This window comes from Sorangium sp. So ce406, from assembly GCF_051474675.1.
GTDB classification, from domain to species: domain Bacteria; phylum Myxococcota_A; class Polyangia; order Polyangiales; family Polyangiaceae; genus Sorangium; species Sorangium cellulosum_G.
Genome location: NZ_CP150340.1, coordinates 6450518 through 6467535, shown reverse-complemented (window position 1 = coordinate 6467535; position 17018 = coordinate 6450518). Strand labels below are relative to the sequence as shown.

Sequence of the window (17018 nt, the reverse complement as noted above, 5' to 3'; positions counted from 1 at the left end):
CTCCGCTCGGCGACGGGCTCGCCCGTGCTCGGCAGGATCCAGCGAGCTCATGACCGGCGCGGCGACGCGGAGCGGCGGCCGCTCCATGCCGACCCTCTCGAGCCAGCTCTATACTCGCGGCGTCGCCGCGCCCGACCTCGCGTTCAGCGGCGCTGGATCGCGCCCTTGGGCGGCATTCGACGGCCAGGAGAGGGTGAGCACATGAAGGCATACGAGCTGCGAAAAACCGCGGAAACCGGGGGAGCAGACGCGTGGGTGCAGGTGGAGAGGGACGCGCCGAAGGCGGGACCCGGGCAGGCGCTCGTGCGGATACGGGCCGTGTCGTTGAACTACCGTGATCTGCTGATCGCGAAGGGCGGCTACCTTCAGCCGGTGACGCGGCCGGTGATCCCGGTCTCGGATGGGGCTGGCGAGGTCGTGGCGGTCGGGGAGGGGGTGACGCGGGTCAAGGTGGGGGACCGGGTGACGCCGACGTTCTTCCAGACGTGGACCGACGGCGAGGCGACGCGGGCGCAGCTCGGGGACAGGGCGCTGGGGGCCGGGAGCACGGATGGGGTGCTGGCGGAGCTCGCGGCGCTCGACGCCGAGGGGCTCGTACCGCTGCCCGAGCACATGAGCTTCGAGGAGGGGGCGACGCTGCCGTGCGCGGCGGTGACGGCCTGGCACGCGCTGGTGCCGCAGGGAAAGCTGCAGGCGGGCCAATCGGTGCTGGTGCAGGGCACGGGCGGGGTATCCATCTTCGCGCTGCAGCTCGCGCATGCGCTGGGAGCGCGGGTGATCGTCACGTCGAGCAAGGACGAGAAGCTGGCGCGGGCGCGCGAGCTCGGCGCGGAGGAAGGAATCAATTACCGGAAGCACCCTGACTGGGAAGAGAAGGTGCTGGAGGTGACCGGAGGGCAGGGGGCGGACCACGTGATGGAGGTGGGCGGGAAGGAGACGCTGCCGAGGTCGATCCGGGCGACGCGAGAAGGGGGGCACATCGCGCTGATCGGGCTCCTGAGCGGGGCGTGGGGGACGCCGGAGCCGAAGGCGATCGAGCAGAAGAGACTTCAGGTGCTGCCGGTGTTCGTCGGGAGCCGGGTGATGTTCGAGGAGATGAACCGGGTGCTCGTGGCGCACCGGATCAAGCCGGTGATCGATCGGGTGTTCGGGTTCGACGAGGCGCGGCAGGCGATGAGGTACCTGGAGTCGGGGGCGCACTTCGGGAAGGTGGTGATCCGCGTCTGAACGGCCCGCAGCGGGCCGGCGCCGAGCGCTCGCCCCCCGGGGATACGGCGCGCAGCTCGCCGAGGTCGTCGTCGCGGTCGACGCCCGGGCCGAATGCCCTTGAACCGGACCCGCGCCCCCACAAGGTTACGCGGCCCGACATGGCAGACGACGTCCACGCCGTCACCCCCGCCGCGCCGGCGGCGCCCTTCGAGACCCGGGAGGCCCTCGTCGCCTGGCTCGCGCGCCACGGCGTCGCGCACCTCGCGCGGCTGAACCTCGAGGCGGTGGCCCCGCGCGTCGATCCCGCCCTCTGGCCCGAGCTGCGGGTCCTCGGCGCTCGCCGGCGCCTCATCGACCTCGCGAGCGCCGACGAGCTCTCGCGCGCGTCCGAGTGGCTGCCGTCCCCGCGCCTGCGCGACGCGCTGCCGCCCGCGGTCTGGCGCTTCCTCGAGGACGAGCGCGCCGACGCGGCGCGGGCGCGCGCCGCGGTCCCGTCGCTGCTGCGGCCGCCCGACGAGCCGCGGGCCCTGCCGGCGCACGAGCGGCTGTGCGCCCTGCGCGCCCGCGTGCCGGACGCCGTCGCCCCGCGTCTCGAGCGGGCGCTCCAGCTCGGCGCGCTGCGCTTCGACGCGGCGCTGCCCGGCTTCCGCTTCGAGGACCCGCTGCCGTTCGAGTCGCAGCGCGTGGGCGCCGGCTTCGTCCGGCCCGAGGCCCGGATCACCCTCGCGCCCGGGGCGCTCCGCGCCGAGTGCACCTGCGGCGCGGGCGACTGCGTCCACGTGCTCGCGGCGATCGACGCGGCGCTGCTCTGGCTCCGCCAGCCCCCGGGCGACGCCTTCCTCCAGGCGCTCGACGAGCTCGGGCGCCCCGCCTGGGAGCGCACCTTGCTGGCGCTCGACCGCGCCCTCGACGAGGGCCCGGGCGGGCGCGCCGGCGTCGAGATCACCTACCGTCTGCAGGTCGTCGAGGACGTCGGCGTCTCGGTCGCGGCCTGGGTCCACCGGCTCGGCAAGAAGGGCCAGCGCAGCGCCGGCACGCGCGCCGGCCGCAAGCGCCTCCTCCAGGAGCACGGCGCGCGGCTCTCCTCCGAGGACGCCCGCGTCGCGGCGCTCCTGCCCGAGGGCGACGGCTTCGCGCCGCGGGCGCTGATCGAGGCGCTCATCGGCCACCCGCGCGTCTTCCTCGACGAGGCCCCCCACGTCGCGGTGCGCGTCGAGCGCGCGCCGGTGGGGCTCGTGGCGGAGGAGCGCCAGGGCGTCGTGCGCGTGAGCGCCGGCGTCGACGGGACGGCGCTGCCCCCGGCGTTGCTCGAGCGCGTGCGCCGGGCCCGGCCAGAGGACGCGCTGTTCCTGTGGGACTGGGACCAGGGCGCGCGGCGGCTCACGCTGCTCGACGTCAAGACCGAGCTCCGGACGCTGCTCGACGTGCTCCTGCGCGAGGGCAACCTCTTCCCGCCCGAGAGCCACGGCGCCCTGCTCGCCGCGCTCGCGCGGTGGGCGCTGCGCGTGCCCGTGGCCATGCCGCGCAGCGTGATGGGCGAGTCGGTCCCCGCGCTGCTGCTCCCCGTGCTGCGCCTCTCGCCGCAGCCGAACGGCGCGGTCGAGGTCGAGCTGCGCGTGCGGCCGCTCGTCGACAGCCCCGCCCTCGCGCCGGGCGCGGGCGCGCGCGACGTGCACGTGCGGCGCGGGGACAGGGCGCTGCACGCCGTGCGCGACCTGCGCCGGGAAGAGGACTTCGCCCGCGCCCTCTGCGCCGAGCTCCCGCTCTCCGGCGCCGAGCTGCTGGAGGAGGGGCGTCCGTTCCACTACCGCTTCGCCAGCGCGCAGGGGGCGCTCGACCTGCTCGCGGCGTGCGCGCGGCGCGAGCCGCCCCCGGAGCTCGAGTGGGTGGGCGCGCCCCTGCGCGCGCTGAGCGGCGGCGGCCCGCAGGCGCTCAAGGTCGTCCTCGAGAAGAGGCGCGCGTGGTTCGGCCTCCTCGGCGGCCTGAGCGTCGAGGGCGAGCGGGTGGAGCTGGCCCGGCTGCTCGACGCGGCGCGCCGCAAGGACCGCTACGTGCAGGTCGAGGCCCGCACCTACGTGGAGCTGAGCGAGGCGCTGCGCGCGCACCTCGATCGCCTGTCGGATCACGTGCACGCGTCCGGCCACGGCCTCGCGGTGGGCCCGTCGGCCGCCGGGGTGCTGCGCGAGCTCGAGGCGGCCGGCGCCGCGCTCGAGGCGGACGGCGCCTTCCGGCAGATCGTCGACCGCGTCGCGGCGGCCGGCGAGCTCTGCCCCGCCGTCCCCGCGGCGCTCCGCGCCGAGCTCCGGCCTTACCAGCTCGACGGCTTCCGCTGGCTCTCGCGGCTCGCGGCCTGGGGCGCGGGCGGCGTCCTCGCCGACGACATGGGCCTCGGCAAGACGGTGCAGGCGCTGGCCGTGCTGCTCGATCGCGGCGCGCTCGGGCCCGCGCTCGTCGTCGCCCCTACCTCGGTGGCGTTCAACTGGAAGGACGAGACGGAGCGCTTCGCGCCCTCGCTGCGCCTCACGCAGTACGCGGACGCGGCCGACCGCGATGACGCGCTCGCGTGGCTCGGCCCGGGCGACGTGCTGGTGGTCAGCTACGGCCTGCTCGCGCGCGACGCCGCGCGCCTCGCCGCACGGCGCTTCGTCACGGTCGTCTTCGACGAGGCCCAGAGCCTGAAGAACGCGACCACGCAGCGCTCCCGCGCCGCGAGGGCGCTGCAGGCGGACTTCAAGTTCGCGCTCTCGGGCACGCCGATCGAGAACCACCTCGGCGAGCTCTGGAGCCTCTTCACCGTCGTGTTCCCCGGCCTCTTCGGCGGCTGGGAGTCGTTCCGTGGCCGTTACGCCGCGCCGATCGAGCGGCAGAGCGACCCTGCCGCGGCGCCCGCGCTGGCGCGCGTGCTCGCCCCCTTCCTGCTCCGGCGGACGAAGGCGCAGGTCGAGGCCGAGCTGCCGGCGCGCACCGAGGTGCGCGTGCCGGTCGTGCTCTCGGGCGCCGAGTGGCAGCTCTACGAGGACGCGCGCCTCGCGGCGCTGTCCGAGCTCGAGACGCGGCGGTCGGTCCTGCGGGAGCAGGAGCGCCGCGTCGAGGTGCTCGCGGCGCTCACGCGGCTGCGGCTGCTCGCGTCGCACCCGCGCCTGTACGACGAGCGCTCCGAGCTCGTCTCGTCCAAGCTCGAGCGCTTCCTGGAGCTCGTCGACGAGCTGCGCGCCGAGGGCCAGCGCGCGCTGGTCTTCAGCCAGTTCACGTCGCACCTCGCGCTGGTGCGCGAGGCCCTCGTGGAGCGCGGGATCGCGTTCGTCTACCTCGACGGCGAGACCCCCCGGAAGGCGCGCGGCGACCGGGTGAGCGAGTTCCAGGAGGGCACGGCGCCGCTGTTCCTCATCTCGCTCAAGGCGGGCGGCTTCGGCCTGAACCTGACGGCGGCCACCAACGTGATTCACCTCGATCCCTGGTGGAATCCGGCGGTCGAGGACCAGGCCTCGGATCGCGCGCACCGCCTGGGCCAGCGGCGGCCGGTCACCATCTACCGCCTGGTGGCGCTGGGGACGATCGAGGAGCAGATGCTGTCGCTGCACGAGCAGAAGCGCTCGCTCGTCGCCCAGGTCCTCGGCGGCAAGGACGAGGCGGGCAAGCTCACGACGCAGGAGCTCCTGGGCCTGCTCTCGGGGCGGCCCCGCGGGCCGGCCGGCGCGGATGGCGGGGAGGACGGGAGGGCGCTGGCGCTCGACGGCGGCGACGGCGTCGAGGTGGAGGCGCCCGACTGAGGGCGCTACGTCGCCCAGAGCAAGCGGAGCTCGATCTCGATCGCCTCGAAGGGCGCAACGCGGACGCGCGCGGCGTCGCGGTGGGTGGCGACCGGCGTCCAGCCGCGTCCCGGGGCGAGCGAGAAGACCTCCAGGGTTCGCTGGATCGGGTCGACCAGCCAGGCGTGCTGCACGCCCTCGCGCGCGTAGATCGGCATCTTCTCCTTGCGGTCGACCTGCTCGGTCGACGGGCTGAGGACCTCGCAGATCCAGTCCGGAGCGAGCGAGAAGTAGGACGTATCCGGGAGCGCTGGCATGCGCTCGCGGCGCCAACCGGCGATGTCCGGTACGAGGACCTCCACATCGCGCGGCGAAGCCGGGTCGGGGAAGTGGAGCTCGGGCTCGTCGAGGATCCACCAGCCGCCCGGGCCGTTCTTGCCGTGGTCGAAGGGGCCGCCGAGCTCGACCCCCAAGCTCGAGGCAGCACGCGCATGCCGCGGCGCCGGCCGCGGGAAGACGTGCAGCACGCCGCGGACGAGCTCCGCCACCTTGTTCGGCGGCACGGCCTCGAGGTCAGCGTACGTGGCGCGGCGGGGCTTCTCGGCGGGCTGGCCCATGCGCTCAGCCTGCCCGCAGGGTCGCGGCAAGGCAAGCCGCCGGGGGAGCGCTCAACCTGGGTGAGCTCCTCGGGGTGAGCTCCTCGGTGCCGGTTCGCCCAGCCCGGGTGAGCTCTCAGCCCATCACCCTCCTCACGCCTCGCCGACCTCGTTCGCGAAGGCCCCGGCGGGGTCGGCCTCTCTCGTCGGGTCGGCCGCAGGGGCCTTCTGGACGAGGGTGCGCTTCCAGCGCCCCGAGGCGTAGTACGCCAGGCTGGCGATCAGCGACACGACGAAGCTCACCGCGATGGCGTACCAGACGCCCTCCACGCTGCGCATCTCGCGAGAGAGCCAGTAGGCGAGCGGGGCGCGGATCACCCAGAGGCTGAGCAGGGAGATCACCGTCGTGACCACCGTCGCTCCGGCGCCGTTGATGATGCCGTTGCTCACGAACGACAGCCCGAAGAGGACGTAGCAAGCGCCGACGATGTGCAGGTACGAGACGCCGAGATCGATGACGACCGGATCGTTGATGAACACCCGGAGCAGCGCCTCGGGGAAGACGAGGGCCGCCGCCGAGATCACGAGCGTGATCCCGCCGCTGAACACGCAGCCCCACGTGAACACCTCGCGCACGCGGCCGTGGTGCCCCGCGCCCAGGTTCTGCCCGGCGAGCGTCGAGATCGCCATCCCCATGTTGATCGCGGGCAGGAACGCGATCTGGTCGATGCGCGACGCCGCGCCGAACGCCGCGGTCGCGACCTCTCCGAACCCGTTCACGATCCCCGTGACCACCACCATCCCGAGCGAGACCACCGACTGCTGGATCGACGCCGGCACGCCGATCCTGCACGTCCTCCGGATCGTCGGGCCGAGCTGGCCGAAGCGGGGCCACCTCGGCGCGATCGGCGACTTCTTGACGTGGAGGTACACGTTGAGCGCGACGAGCGAGATGACCTGGGAGACGATCGTGGCCCACGCCGTCCCGTTCAGGCCGAGCTCCGGCAGGCCCAGCCGCCCGAAGATGAGGAGCGGGTCGAGCACCGTCGTGAGCAGGACGGAGCCGAGCTGAAAATAGAGGGGTGTCTTCGAGTCTCCGGTCCCCTGGAGCATGCTCCGGAGCGCGAACATGCCGAAGCTGAAGGGCAGCGAGAGCAGGAAGACGCGGAGGTAGCTCACCGACGGCGCGAAGACGTCGGCCGGCGTGTCCATCGCCCGGAGGATCTCGGGCGTGAAGATCTCCCCGACGATGGTCAGCAGGACGCCGAGGCCGTAGATGAGCGCCGTGGAGCCGTCGACCACGCGCCGCAGCTCGTCGAAGCGCCTGGCGCCGAAGCTCTGCGAGACGAGGATGTTCGTCGCCAGGGTCATGCCCATCCCGACGCCGAAGATCGTGAAGATGACAGGGAAGCTCACCGTGACGGCCGCCAGGGCCCCGGTGCCCAGGAACTGACCGACCCAGATGGCGTTGATGAAGCTGTAGGTCGTCTGAAGAAAGCCCCCGAGGAGCATCGGGAGCGAGAACGTCACGAGGTGCCTGGGGATGCTGCCGGTCGTCAGATCGGTTCCGAACCTGGGTTTCATCGGGCTCCTCGCCCGAGAGCGGGCGGAACGTGGCGGCGTGGGGGGCGGGTCGCGCGCGTAACGTAGCGAACGCGCTGCGAGATTCCACTGCCCCTGGCGTGCAGCTTGCAGTCGGCGGCCGCGGCTGAGCGCGCATCTGCCATCACGCGCCAGCGAGGAGAACGACATGGCGAAAGCAAAGTCTGCGAGCGCCTCCAGGCATCCGGGAGCGCAGGCAGCGAGCGCCGGGCCGTCCGAGGCGTCCTTACCGCTCGTGCCCACCGCGGCCGACCAACATCTCCTGGGCCGCGCCCTCAAGCTCCTGGTCAACGTCCAGGCCGCGCCGTTCATCGCGCGCGCCCGCCGCGAGGGGTACACGCCCGCCGAGCACCGCGAGGGGTGGCGGCTGCTCAGGGTCGCCTCGGGCGAGCAGCGCCCGCTCGAGCACCTGTTCGTCGAGGCGTCGGGCGGCGGCGCCGTCGAGGGCGCCGAGCGGCTGCGGCTGCTCCAGGAGGTCGACGCGTTCGAGGGCACGTGGTTCCCGCGCACCCGCGCGATCATCCGCCGCGTCGTCCCGCGCGAGCGCCGCGACGGCTTCGAGGCGGCGTTCTTCAAGAACCTCGAGCAGCAGCCGCTGGGGCCGGCGGCGACCATGGCGGTCGCGACCTTCCTTCGCCGCGTCGAGGGGCTCGCCAGGAACAGCGACGAGGACGCGAGGAAGGTCCAGAGGACGCTCGCGGCGCGCGGGCTGACCGAGGCCAGGATGCAGCAGGCGCGCGAGCTGCTCGGCAAGCTCGAGGCCGGCGCGCCCGCGCCGTCGCCCCGGATCCCGGCGGCCGAGCTGGAGAGGGCGTGGCGGGAGCAGCGAGAGGCGCTCGAGGGCCTGCGCGGCTGGTTCAACGACTGGGCGACGACGCTCCGGCAGGTCTTCCCGCTCGAGGCGCAGATCCAGCTCGGCCTCACCGCCGTGCGGCGCGCGGCGGCCGCCCCTGGAGAGGTCGACGAGGACGCGCTGCTCGACGAGGACGATGCCGGGCTCGCCGGCGCGGAGCCGCTGCGCGGCTGACGCGGCCGGAGGCGCGTCCGGGCGTCCCCGGACCACGGGTTCCCGTGTGCAGGCGCACCGACGGTCGGTGGGCGACGCGCTGCCTCGCGGCGCTGGCGCCAGCGGGGTTCCGCAACCGGTTGCTTCCTTCCGCAATGGGTTGCGTCATCCGACAAAGGTTCGCGCCGCCGCGGCCCGGGACGTCACGTCCCCACGGCACTGCGCCTGAGCGTCCTCCAAGACCTACCTCGGACAGCGCTGCCTCGCCGCGCGGCCGCGCCCGGCGCGGCGTTCAGCCCGCGCGCAGCCTCCACACCGCGGGTCGCAGCAGCAGGAGCGGCGCGGCGAGGCCTGCGAGCACGCCGGCCCACACCGTCGCTTCCACGCCGATGCGGCCCGCGAGCCAGCCGGCAGCCAGGGTACCCGCGGGCAACAGCGCGCCCGTGATCACGTGGAGCGTGGCGTTGACGCGGCCGAGCACCGTCAGGGGCAGCATCGATTGCCGGGCGCTCACCGCGTGGATCATGAACGCGACGAGGAACGCGTCCCCGACGAGCTGGTGCAGCACCAGCGCGGGGACGGCGAGGTCGCCGAGCTGCGCGGCGAGCGGGATGAGCAAGGCGCCCGCCTGGCCCACGGTGAGGCTGAGGATCATCGCCGGACCGGCGCCGAGGCGGCGGCCCAGCCAGCCCGCGATGACGCTGCCGCCGAGCGCGCCAATCCCGCCCACGCTGATGATCAGGCCGACCGCGGCGGGGTCCAGCCGCAGGTGCTCCAGGAGGTAGAGCATGTACAGCGCGGAGAAGGCCCCGCCGCTGAGGAGCGCCTGCGCGCCCAGGGCCATGAACGTCGCCCCGACCACGGGGTGGCCGAGGCCGTGGCGCAGCCCCACCCGGAGATCCTCGCGGAGCGAGGCGCCGCTCCCGGCCGCATCGCCTTCAGGGGCGGCCGGCGCCTCCGCCGCCCGGATGCGCCCGAGCAGCGCCGCCGACCCGAGGTAGGACAGCGCGTCCACCACCATCGTCACCGGCGCGGTGAGCGCCTGGATCAGGAGGCCCGCCGCGCCGGGGCCGGCGATCTCCGCGGCGGCCTCGGTCCCCTCCAGCCGCGCGTTCGCCTCGACGAGGCGGTCCTGCCCGACGAGCGCCGGCAGGTACGCGTTGTCGGCGATCTGGAACAGGGACGTGGCCATGCCGACCAGCGCGGCCACCGCGGAGAGGTGGACGAGGGTGAGCGCGCCGGCCCATGCCGCGATCGGGACCGAGAGGATCAGCGCCGCGCGCGCGAGATCCGCGCCGATGAGCAGCGGCCGCTTGCGCGAGCGATCCACGAGCCCGCCCGCGAAGAGCCCCACCAGGACGCCCGGCGCGGTGGCCAGCGCCGAGAGCACCGCCACGCCCACCGCGTCGGCCCCGAGGCTCACGATCGCGATCACGGGCAGCGCCGTCCGGCTGACGCGCCCGCCCAGCGCGCTCACCGCCTGCGCCGCCCAGAGGCGCAGGAAATCGGGGTTGCGAGAGAGGCCGTCGCGGGAAGGGGAGGGCATGGAGAGCGCGAGCAGAGCAGGAAAGCGGAAGGAGGGGGAGCGGCGTCTGCCGCCGCATCCGCGCGCCTCGATCGACGGGATCGCGGTGGCCGCGCGGAGGCGTGGCAAGCCAGAGGCACTCCGGACAGATGCGCGATGCTCACGTCCCGCATCGGACTCACGGCGCCCGCATCTCGCTCGCCTCGGAGGGCCGGCGCGGCTACTAAGGCTTCCCCGGAGCCACACGCGCCCATGCCCACGCTCCTGCGTTCACCGGCCACCAGGATCGGCGCAGCGCTCGTCGCGATCGCGATGGCGCTCGTCGGCTTCCTGCCCCTCTTCGACGGCCCCGGCTACGAGAGCGCGCTCGCCGCGGGCCTCCTCGTGCCGGGCGCCGCCGCGATCGCGACCGCGCTCGACGTCGCCGCCCACCGCCCCCCGCCGATCGAGGCGTTCCGGCGCGGCGTCGCGAACGGCGCCCTCTTCGCCCTCGTCGCGTACGCCAGCACGCTCGCGCACGGCCTCCGCGCCGGCTTCTGCGACGTGCTCGGCGGCTCCGCGCACTTCGCCCTCGGGCCCGGGCTCGGCGCCGCGCTCGGCGGCGCGTGGGGCGCCGTCGCGGGCGAGCTCGCCGCGGGCAGCCGGCGCGACGACGCCGCGCCCCCGCCGCCGGCGTGGCGCCGCCGCCTCGCCGCCGTCATCGCCGCGCTCGCCGCCCCGCTCGGCTCGGCCGGCGTGAGCGTCGTCCGCTTCTACACGAGCCCGATCGTCTTCGCCTACGACCCCTTCGCCGGCTTCTTCAGCGGCACCCTCTACGACACGGTCGTCGACGCCTCGGGGCTGCTCACGTACCGCGCCGGCACCCTCGCCACCCTGTTCGCCGCGTCCGCGCTCGCGCAGCACCTCGTCCACGACGCGAGCGGCCGCGTGACATTCCAGCCGCAGGGCCGCCCCGGCCTGCTCCTGCTCGGCGCGGCGAGCGCCGCGGTGAGCGCCGGGACGCTCCTCGAGGGCGCGCGCCTCGGCCACTTCCAGACCTCCGAGAGCATCGCGGCCGAGCTCGGCGCGCTCTCGCAGGGCCAGCGCTGCGAGGTCGTCTACCCGCGCGGCATGCGCGAGGCCGACGTCCAGCGCTTCGTGCGCGAGTGCGACGCGCACATCGAGGCCGGCGAGCGCTGGCTCGGCGCGCCCGTCGAGGTCGACGGCGAGCCGCTCCGCGTCCGCGCCTACCTGTTCGAGAGCGCCGCGCAGAAGGGCGCGCTCATGGGCGCCTCGCGCACGTACGTCGCGAAGCCGTGGCGCCGCGAGGTGTACCTGCAGGCCGCCGGCTACCCGCACCCCGTCCTGGGGCACGAGATCATGCACGTGCTCGCCGGCGCCTTCGCCCGCGGCCCGTTCAAGGTGGCCGGGCGGCTCGGCGGGTGGCTCCCCGACCCGGGCCTCATCGAGGGGATCGCCGTCGCCGGCTCGCCCAAGGAGGGCGAGGACCTGAGCCCGCGCGGGTGGGCCAAGGCCATGAAAGATCTCGGGATCTTGCCGCCGCTCTCGCGCCTGTTCGCGCTCGGCTTCCTCGCCGAGAACTCGTCGGCGGCCTACACCGTGAGCGGCGCCTTCGTCGGCTACGTGCGCGCGACGTACGGCGCCGCCGCGGTGCGCGCGTGGTACGGCGGGCAGCCGCTGCCGGAGATCACCGGGGCGCCGTGGGCGGCGATGGAGCGCGCCTGGCACGCCGACCTCGACGCGCTCGCGCTCCCCGACGCCGCCAGGGCGCAGGCGAAGGCGCGCTTCGACCGGCCCGCCGTCTTCGAGCGGCGCTGCCCGCACGTGGTCGACGCGTGCACGCAGAAGGCCGAGCAGCTCCGCGCGCGCGGCGATCACGAGGGCGCGATCGCCGAGTACCGGCGCGTCCTCTCGCTCGACCAGAGCCCCGCGACCCGCGTCGCGATCGCCGACACGCGGCTCGCCAGCGACGCGCCCAGCAGCAGGAGCGAGGGCGTCCGCGAGCTCGAGGCGATCGCCGGCGACGGGTCGATCCCGCGCCACCTGCGCGACCGCGCCGCGGAGCGGCTCGGCGACGTCGCGCTCGCGGCGGGCGACCGGGAGCGCGCCGTGACCTGGTACCGCGAGGTCGCCGGCCGGCTCGTGGACGAGGACCGGCTCCGGACGCTCGACGTCAAGATCGCCGCGGCGAGCGACGAGCGCGCGCGCGCGGCCATCGTCGAGCTGCTGATCGGCACCCGCGGCGGCGCGCCGGACAGGCTCCGGGCGGCGGAGCTGCTCGGCGCCTGGGCCGCGCAGGCGCCCGGCGACGGCCTGCCGAGCTACCTGCTCGGGCGCCATTACCTGAACGACGGCCGCTTCGACGAGGCCGCCGATCGCCTGGAGCGGGCGCTCGCGGCCCACCTGCCCATCCAGCGCGTCTGGATCGAGGCCGAGCGGCTGCGGCTCGTCGTGGCGTGCGGCCTCGACGACGCCGAGACCGCCCGCCGCATGTTCGCCCAGTATGCCGCCCACGACGGGGCGGCCGGCGCCGGGCCCGTCGTGAGCGAGGAGCGCCGGGACGCCGCCCTCCGCCTGCTCGAGCGCTGCGCCCAGCCTACGTCCCCGGCAGCCTCTTCCGGGCCGCCGGCGGGACAAAAGTGAAGAATGCCTCTCGTTCCTGCGCGCCGCCGTGGTGAGATGTCGTGGAAATGCTCGATGCGCCCGCGAGCGAGAGGTCCCGCCGCCTCGTCGCGCTGAACGCTGTCCTCACCGTCGTCGCTCGCCACTCGAACCTGCTGCTGCCGAGGCCGTTCGAGGAGCTCGCCGGCGCCGTCTGCCGGTTCGCCCCGTTCCACCTGCTCGCGGTGGTGTTCCCCGAGCCCGAGGGGGCGCTGCTCGCGTACGCGACCTTCCGCGGCGAGACGCTCTCCGCGGCGCCGTTCGCCGCGCGGCTCCCGGCGCCCGCGGCGCTCTTCCGGCGGGTCTTCGGCGAGGGGAAGACGTTCTCCTGCGAGAGCACCCGCGCGGGCGACGCGCTCGACAAGATGGGGGCCGCCGAGGGGTGCCTCTCGTACGTCGCGCTCCCGGTGCGGAGCGCGCCGCCCGGCGCCGAGCCCGGCCAGCCGGCGGCGCGGTCCTCGTCGCCCGCGAGCGCGGGCGGCGGCCCCGTCATCGCGGCGCTCGTGCTCGGCTACGCGGAGGCCGCCGCCGCAGCGGCGGCGCCTGTCGCCCTCCTGGAAGAGCTCGCCGAGGCGCTCGGCGCCGGCCTCGATCGCTCGCTCCGCGTCGTCGCCGGCGAGCGCGAGGCCGCCGAGCGGCTGCTGCGCATCCGCGAGCTCGAGGAGCAGCACCGGAACCTGCTCGACAACGCGCCGCTCATCATCTTCCGCCTCGATCCCGAGAGCGGCGAGCTCTCGTTCCTGAACCGCCACGCCGAGCGGCTCCTCGGCGTGCCGGTGGCCGAGGCGCTCAGGACGCCGGGCTTCCTCGCGGAGGCGCACGCCGACCCGGAGGGCGTGATGTGCTTCGAGGACGCGGTCGCCCGGGCCAAGCTCGGCGCGCCGTCGGCCTCCTACGAGGCGCGCCTGCGCCGGCGGGGCGGCGACGCGATCACGGCCCGCGGCACGGTGTACCCGCTCGTGTCCGATCGCGGCCGCGTGGTGGCGATCGAGGGCGTCCTCGCGGACGTGAGCACCGAGCACGCGGCGCGCACGCGGCTCATCCAGGTCGATCGGCTGTCGACGCTCGGCACGCTGGCGGCCGGCGTGGCCCACGAGATCAACAACCCCGCGGCGTTCATCCTGCTCGGCCTCGACATGCTCGACCGGCTCCTGCGCGGCCCGAACGTGCGCATGGAGGGCGCCGCTGCCTCGAGCGCGTCGGAGCTGCTCCAGGAGCTGCGCGACTCCATCAAGCGCATCGTCGACATCGTCCGCGATCTCAAGCTGTTCGCGAGCCCGCCGCAGCCCGAGGGCTCGCGGCGCACGCTGACGGACGCGAACCGCACGGTAGAGTCCGCGCTGAGCCTCACGCGCGGCCAGATCATCGAGCGGGCGCAGATCGTGAAGAACCTGTCGGAGGTGCCGCCGGTCCTCATGGAGGACGGCCGGCTCGGGCAGGTCATCGTGAACCTGCTCGTCAACGCGGCGCAGGCGATCCCGAAGCCGAGCTCGAAGCTCGAGGCCCGCGAGCAGACGGTGACGGTCGAGACGCGGAGCGACGGGCAGACGGTCGAGATCGTGGTGACCGACACCGGCGCCGGCATCGCGGAGGAGAACCTGCCGCGGATCTGGGCGCCGTTCTTCACGACGAAGGGGCCGGAGGTCGGCACCGGGCTCGGCCTGTCGATCAGCCGGGAGATCATCGAGCGCGCGGGCGGCCAGATCACGGCCGAGAGCCCGGTCCCCGGGGCCGATCCGCCGGGCGGCGCGCGCTTCATCATCTCGCTGCCCGCGGCGGGGCGCACGGAGGAGGCGACCCCGAGCGTGTCGCCGGTGCCGCGGCTCGTCTCGAAGCGGGCGCGGGTGCTCGTGGTGGAGGACGAGGCGTCGCTCGCGCGCGCGCTGTCCGAGCAGCTCGGCCGCGTGCACCAGGTGTCGCTCGCGCCGAGCGCCGACGCCGCGATGGGGATGCTCGCGGGCGGCCAGCGCTTCGACGTGGTGCTCTGCGACCTGCGGATGCCCGGCATGTCGGGCGACGTCTTCTACACGCGCGTCCGCGAGAGCGACCCGGCGCTGGCGCAGGGGTTCATCTTCATGACCGGCGTGGGCTTCGGCGCGGACGTCGAGCGGTTCCTCGCCTCGTCGGGCCGCCCGCTCCTCGAGAAGCCGTTCTCCGCCGAGGACGCGCTGTCCGCGATCGCCGAGGTCGTCTCGGCGAACAGCGCGAGCGCGCGGGGTAGCGGCGCGTAGCGCGCGCGATCAGCCCAGGATCTGCGCGCAGGCGCGCTGGAGCTCCCGCAGCACGTCGGGGGTGGCCTGGAGCGTGATGCGCGAGCGCGCGTCGCCCTCCTGGTAGCTCAGCGTGAGCACGACGACGGGCGCCGCGATCTTCGCCCCGCGGCTCGCGGCCGCGATCGTGTCGATGCGCCAGTCGACGCCGGTGAGCAGCTTGCCGTGGTCGAGCAGCGCGCCGCGCACGATCTCCCGCCGCACGACCGCCCTGGCCTGGTCGTAACCGGCGAGCAGGATCGCCTGGAGCTCCTCGGCCTCCTCGACGGGCACGAGCACCGCGAGGTCGGTCGAGAGGGCGGCGCGGTCGAGATCGCGCTTGCTCGCCTCGCGGACCAGGAAGCGGCAGGCCTTGAGCACCCGCGCGAGCGCCTCGGACCCGACCTCGTGCCGGCGGCAGAACTCGTCGAGGTGCCGCTCCACGGCCGCGGGCACCGGCTCGCCGAGGCTCGGCCCGAGCGCCTCCCAGAGGCGCCGGCGCGCGCCCTCGGGCAGCTCCAGGAGCCGGCGCAGGTCGGCGGCGAGCTCCGGGGGCGGCGGCTGCCCGCCCAGGCTGCGGAGCCCGGCGCGGGGGGAGGGCGCCTCGTGCGCCGGCGTGCTCATCGCGACCTCGTCAGCACGCGCGGCTCAGTCGCTGAGCTGGATGGGGACGTAGAGGGCGCGCATCTTCGACATCGTTCCCTGGCGCGTGTACCCGGCGAGCCCGTAGAGGAGGTTCCACCAGTGCCCGTCCGGCGTCTCGCCGTACGAGAACACGGGGAAGAAGTGGAACTCCCACTCCTTGCCTCGCCGCACCCGCTGCTCCTTGTAGAACGTGTTGAGCGCGAGCTGCGTCACCGAGTTCTGGTCCGCGAACCGGAAGAAGAGCGGCAGGACCACCGTGGTGCGCGAGCTCGGCGACGCGAAGTCCCAGAGGAACGGCGCGACGACGAGGTGCGTCGAGTTGCGATCGCGCCCCGAGTAGAAGAACGGGTAGATGTCCGTCTCCCAGCCGGTGAGATCCTTCGTGTGCCGGATGAACGGCGTGAGCCACGTCGTGTCGCTCAGCCCGTGGCGCTTGAAGCGGCCGTAGAGCGGGAACAGCGCGAGATCGTCGCTGCGCGGCGAGGTGTTCCGGTAATAGAACGGCAGCAGCATCGTCCGCTCGAGATCGATGTCGGGATCGCGGTACTGCCAGAAGAGCGGCGTGATCATGTCGAGCTCCGTCCGCCCTCGATAGCGAGCGTAGCCCCAGGTCGCGAAGGTGCTCTCCCCCTCCTCGCCGCGCGCCTTCACGAAGAGCGGCGTGATGAGCAGGTTCGAGTTGCCCTCGACGCCGTAGTGGAAGAACGGGAACAGCGTCGTGCGGTCGTGGTTCTTGCCCCAGCTATGCCAGTAAAACGGCATGACGTTGAACACGTCGCCCTTGCGCGAGTGCTGCCAGAGCAGCGGCCCCCACAGGTTCGTCGAGCGGTCTCCGACGTCGCTGTAGTGGTAGTAGTGAAGGAGCGGCGGGATCACCTCGTACTCGCTGCTCTCGTCGCGGCCGTAGAAGTAGAGCGGCGCCAGGCCGAGATCGATCTTGTCGGCGGAGCGCGCGTCGCACGCGGGGCCGCCTCTCCAGCTACAGAAGAGGGGCCCGACCATGTTGAAGCCGCTTCGCGCGGTGTGGTGCGTGAACGTGAGCAGGGGAGGGATGTGGAAGTAGCCGCTCCCGTCGTCGCTCTTGCCCTCGAAGAAGAGCGGCGCGAGCCAGTTGTCGTGCCGGCCCGGCTCCGCCTTGCGCCCGGGGCTCGCCGGGCGACCCTCGGACTCGCGGTGCATGAACGGGCCGACGATCGTCGTGTGGGTGTTCTGGTCCCGCAGCTTCCAGAAGAACGGGAAGAGCACGTCGGCGTCGACGTCCTTGCTCCGCCGGTTGTAGTAGAACGGCGTCACCATCGTGGCGCGATCGCCGGGCATCTTGCGCTCGGCCCAGAAGGGCACGACCGTCCGGAACTGGTAGTCGCCGCTCCGCTCGCCGTAATAGAGCCCGTACCAGTCGCGCTGGATCTCCTCGGCGCGCCCGCGCTCCCACTCGCCGGGGTCGTTCGTGCCGATCTGCTTCTTGGCCGACGGCGGCACCGCGAGCGGATCCTCCGGCAGCGTCGGCTCCTGCGTCTGGATCGGGCTCTCCTCGGAGGTCGGCGCCGCGTGTGTCTCCGGCGTCCCGGGCGGCGGCTGCTGGGGCGAGCTCGTCGGGGGCGGCCCCATGCCGGGCTGACCGAAGCCGACCTGCGCCGCCGCGACCGACGGCGCGGCGAGCACCGCCAGCGCGGCCGCGAGCGAGAGCGCCGGCGCCGAGCATCGCCGCCGCCCCCGGCTCCTCGCCTCGTCCGGCCGCGCACCGCGCACCGGTTCGCTCACCGGAGCGCCGCGCGC

General features: G+C 74.2%; 10 protein-coding genes. 5 read left to right on the top strand and 5 right to left on the bottom strand.

Going from position 1 to position 17018, the window contains the following annotated elements; all coding sequences use genetic code 11:
* Positions 1 to 201: 201 nt before the first annotated feature.
* On the top strand, positions 202 to 1227 hold the full coding sequence (locus WME96_RS23780) for a zinc-dependent alcohol dehydrogenase family protein (RefSeq protein ID WP_437283870.1): 1026 nt from the start codon (positions 202 to 204) through the stop codon (positions 1225 to 1227).
* Positions 1228 to 1367: 140 nt separating this feature from the next.
* The gene (locus WME96_RS23775) at positions 1368 to 4979 is read left to right on the top strand and encodes an SNF2-related protein (RefSeq protein ID WP_437283869.1); all 3612 of its coding nucleotides are present in this window, start codon (positions 1368 to 1370) and stop codon (positions 4977 to 4979) included.
* A gap of 5 nt (positions 4980 to 4984) precedes the next feature.
* Here WME96_RS23775 and WME96_RS23770 read toward each other — a convergent pair whose 3' ends face one another.
* Positions 4985 to 5575: a Uma2 family endonuclease gene (locus WME96_RS23770; protein WP_437283868.1), complete on the bottom strand. Its 591-nt coding sequence runs from the start codon at positions 5573 to 5575 to the stop codon at positions 4985 to 4987.
* Between the two features lie 132 nt (positions 5576 to 5707).
* A complete protein-coding gene (locus WME96_RS23765; protein ID WP_437283867.1) occupies positions 5708 to 7138 on the bottom strand; it encodes an MATE family efflux transporter in 1431 nt (476 codons plus the stop codon).
* A 166-nt stretch (positions 7139 to 7304) separates the two neighbouring features.
* On the opposite strand from WME96_RS23765, the gene WME96_RS23760 reads away from it, so the two are divergent.
* Entirely contained in the window at positions 7305 to 8183 is an 879-nt protein-coding gene (locus tag WME96_RS23760; RefSeq protein ID WP_437283866.1) for a hypothetical protein, read from the top strand.
* 271 nt (positions 8184 to 8454) lie between these two features.
* Here the strand turns inward: WME96_RS23760 and WME96_RS23755 are convergent, their stop codons facing one another.
* Complete coding sequence (locus tag WME96_RS23755) at positions 8455 to 9708, bottom strand: MFS transporter (protein ID WP_437283865.1); 1254 nt, start codon at positions 9706 to 9708, stop codon at positions 8455 to 8457.
* A 231-nt stretch (positions 9709 to 9939) separates the two neighbouring features.
* On the opposite strand from WME96_RS23755, the gene WME96_RS23750 reads away from it, so the two are divergent.
* Positions 9940 to 12330: a hypothetical protein gene (locus tag WME96_RS23750; RefSeq protein WP_437283864.1), complete on the top strand. Its 2391-nt coding sequence runs from the start codon at positions 9940 to 9942 to the stop codon at positions 12328 to 12330.
* A gap of 47 nt (positions 12331 to 12377) precedes the next feature.
* Positions 12378 to 14579, top strand: a complete 2202-nt coding sequence (locus tag WME96_RS23745) for a hybrid sensor histidine kinase/response regulator (protein ID WP_437292347.1) — start codon at positions 12378 to 12380, stop codon at positions 14577 to 14579.
* A gap of 9 nt (positions 14580 to 14588) precedes the next feature.
* Here WME96_RS23745 and WME96_RS23740 read toward each other — a convergent pair whose 3' ends face one another.
* Positions 14589 to 15221 carry a COMM domain-containing protein gene (locus WME96_RS23740; protein ID WP_437283863.1) on the bottom strand — a complete coding sequence of 211 codons (633 nt, stop codon included), beginning with the start codon at positions 15219 to 15221 and terminating at the stop codon, positions 14589 to 14591.
* A gap of 24 nt (positions 15222 to 15245) precedes the next feature.
* On the bottom strand, positions 15246 to 17003 hold the full coding sequence (locus WME96_RS23735; protein WP_437283862.1) for a hypothetical protein: 1758 nt from the start codon (positions 17001 to 17003) through the stop codon (positions 15246 to 15248).
* Positions 17004 to 17018: the final 15 nt, after the last annotated feature.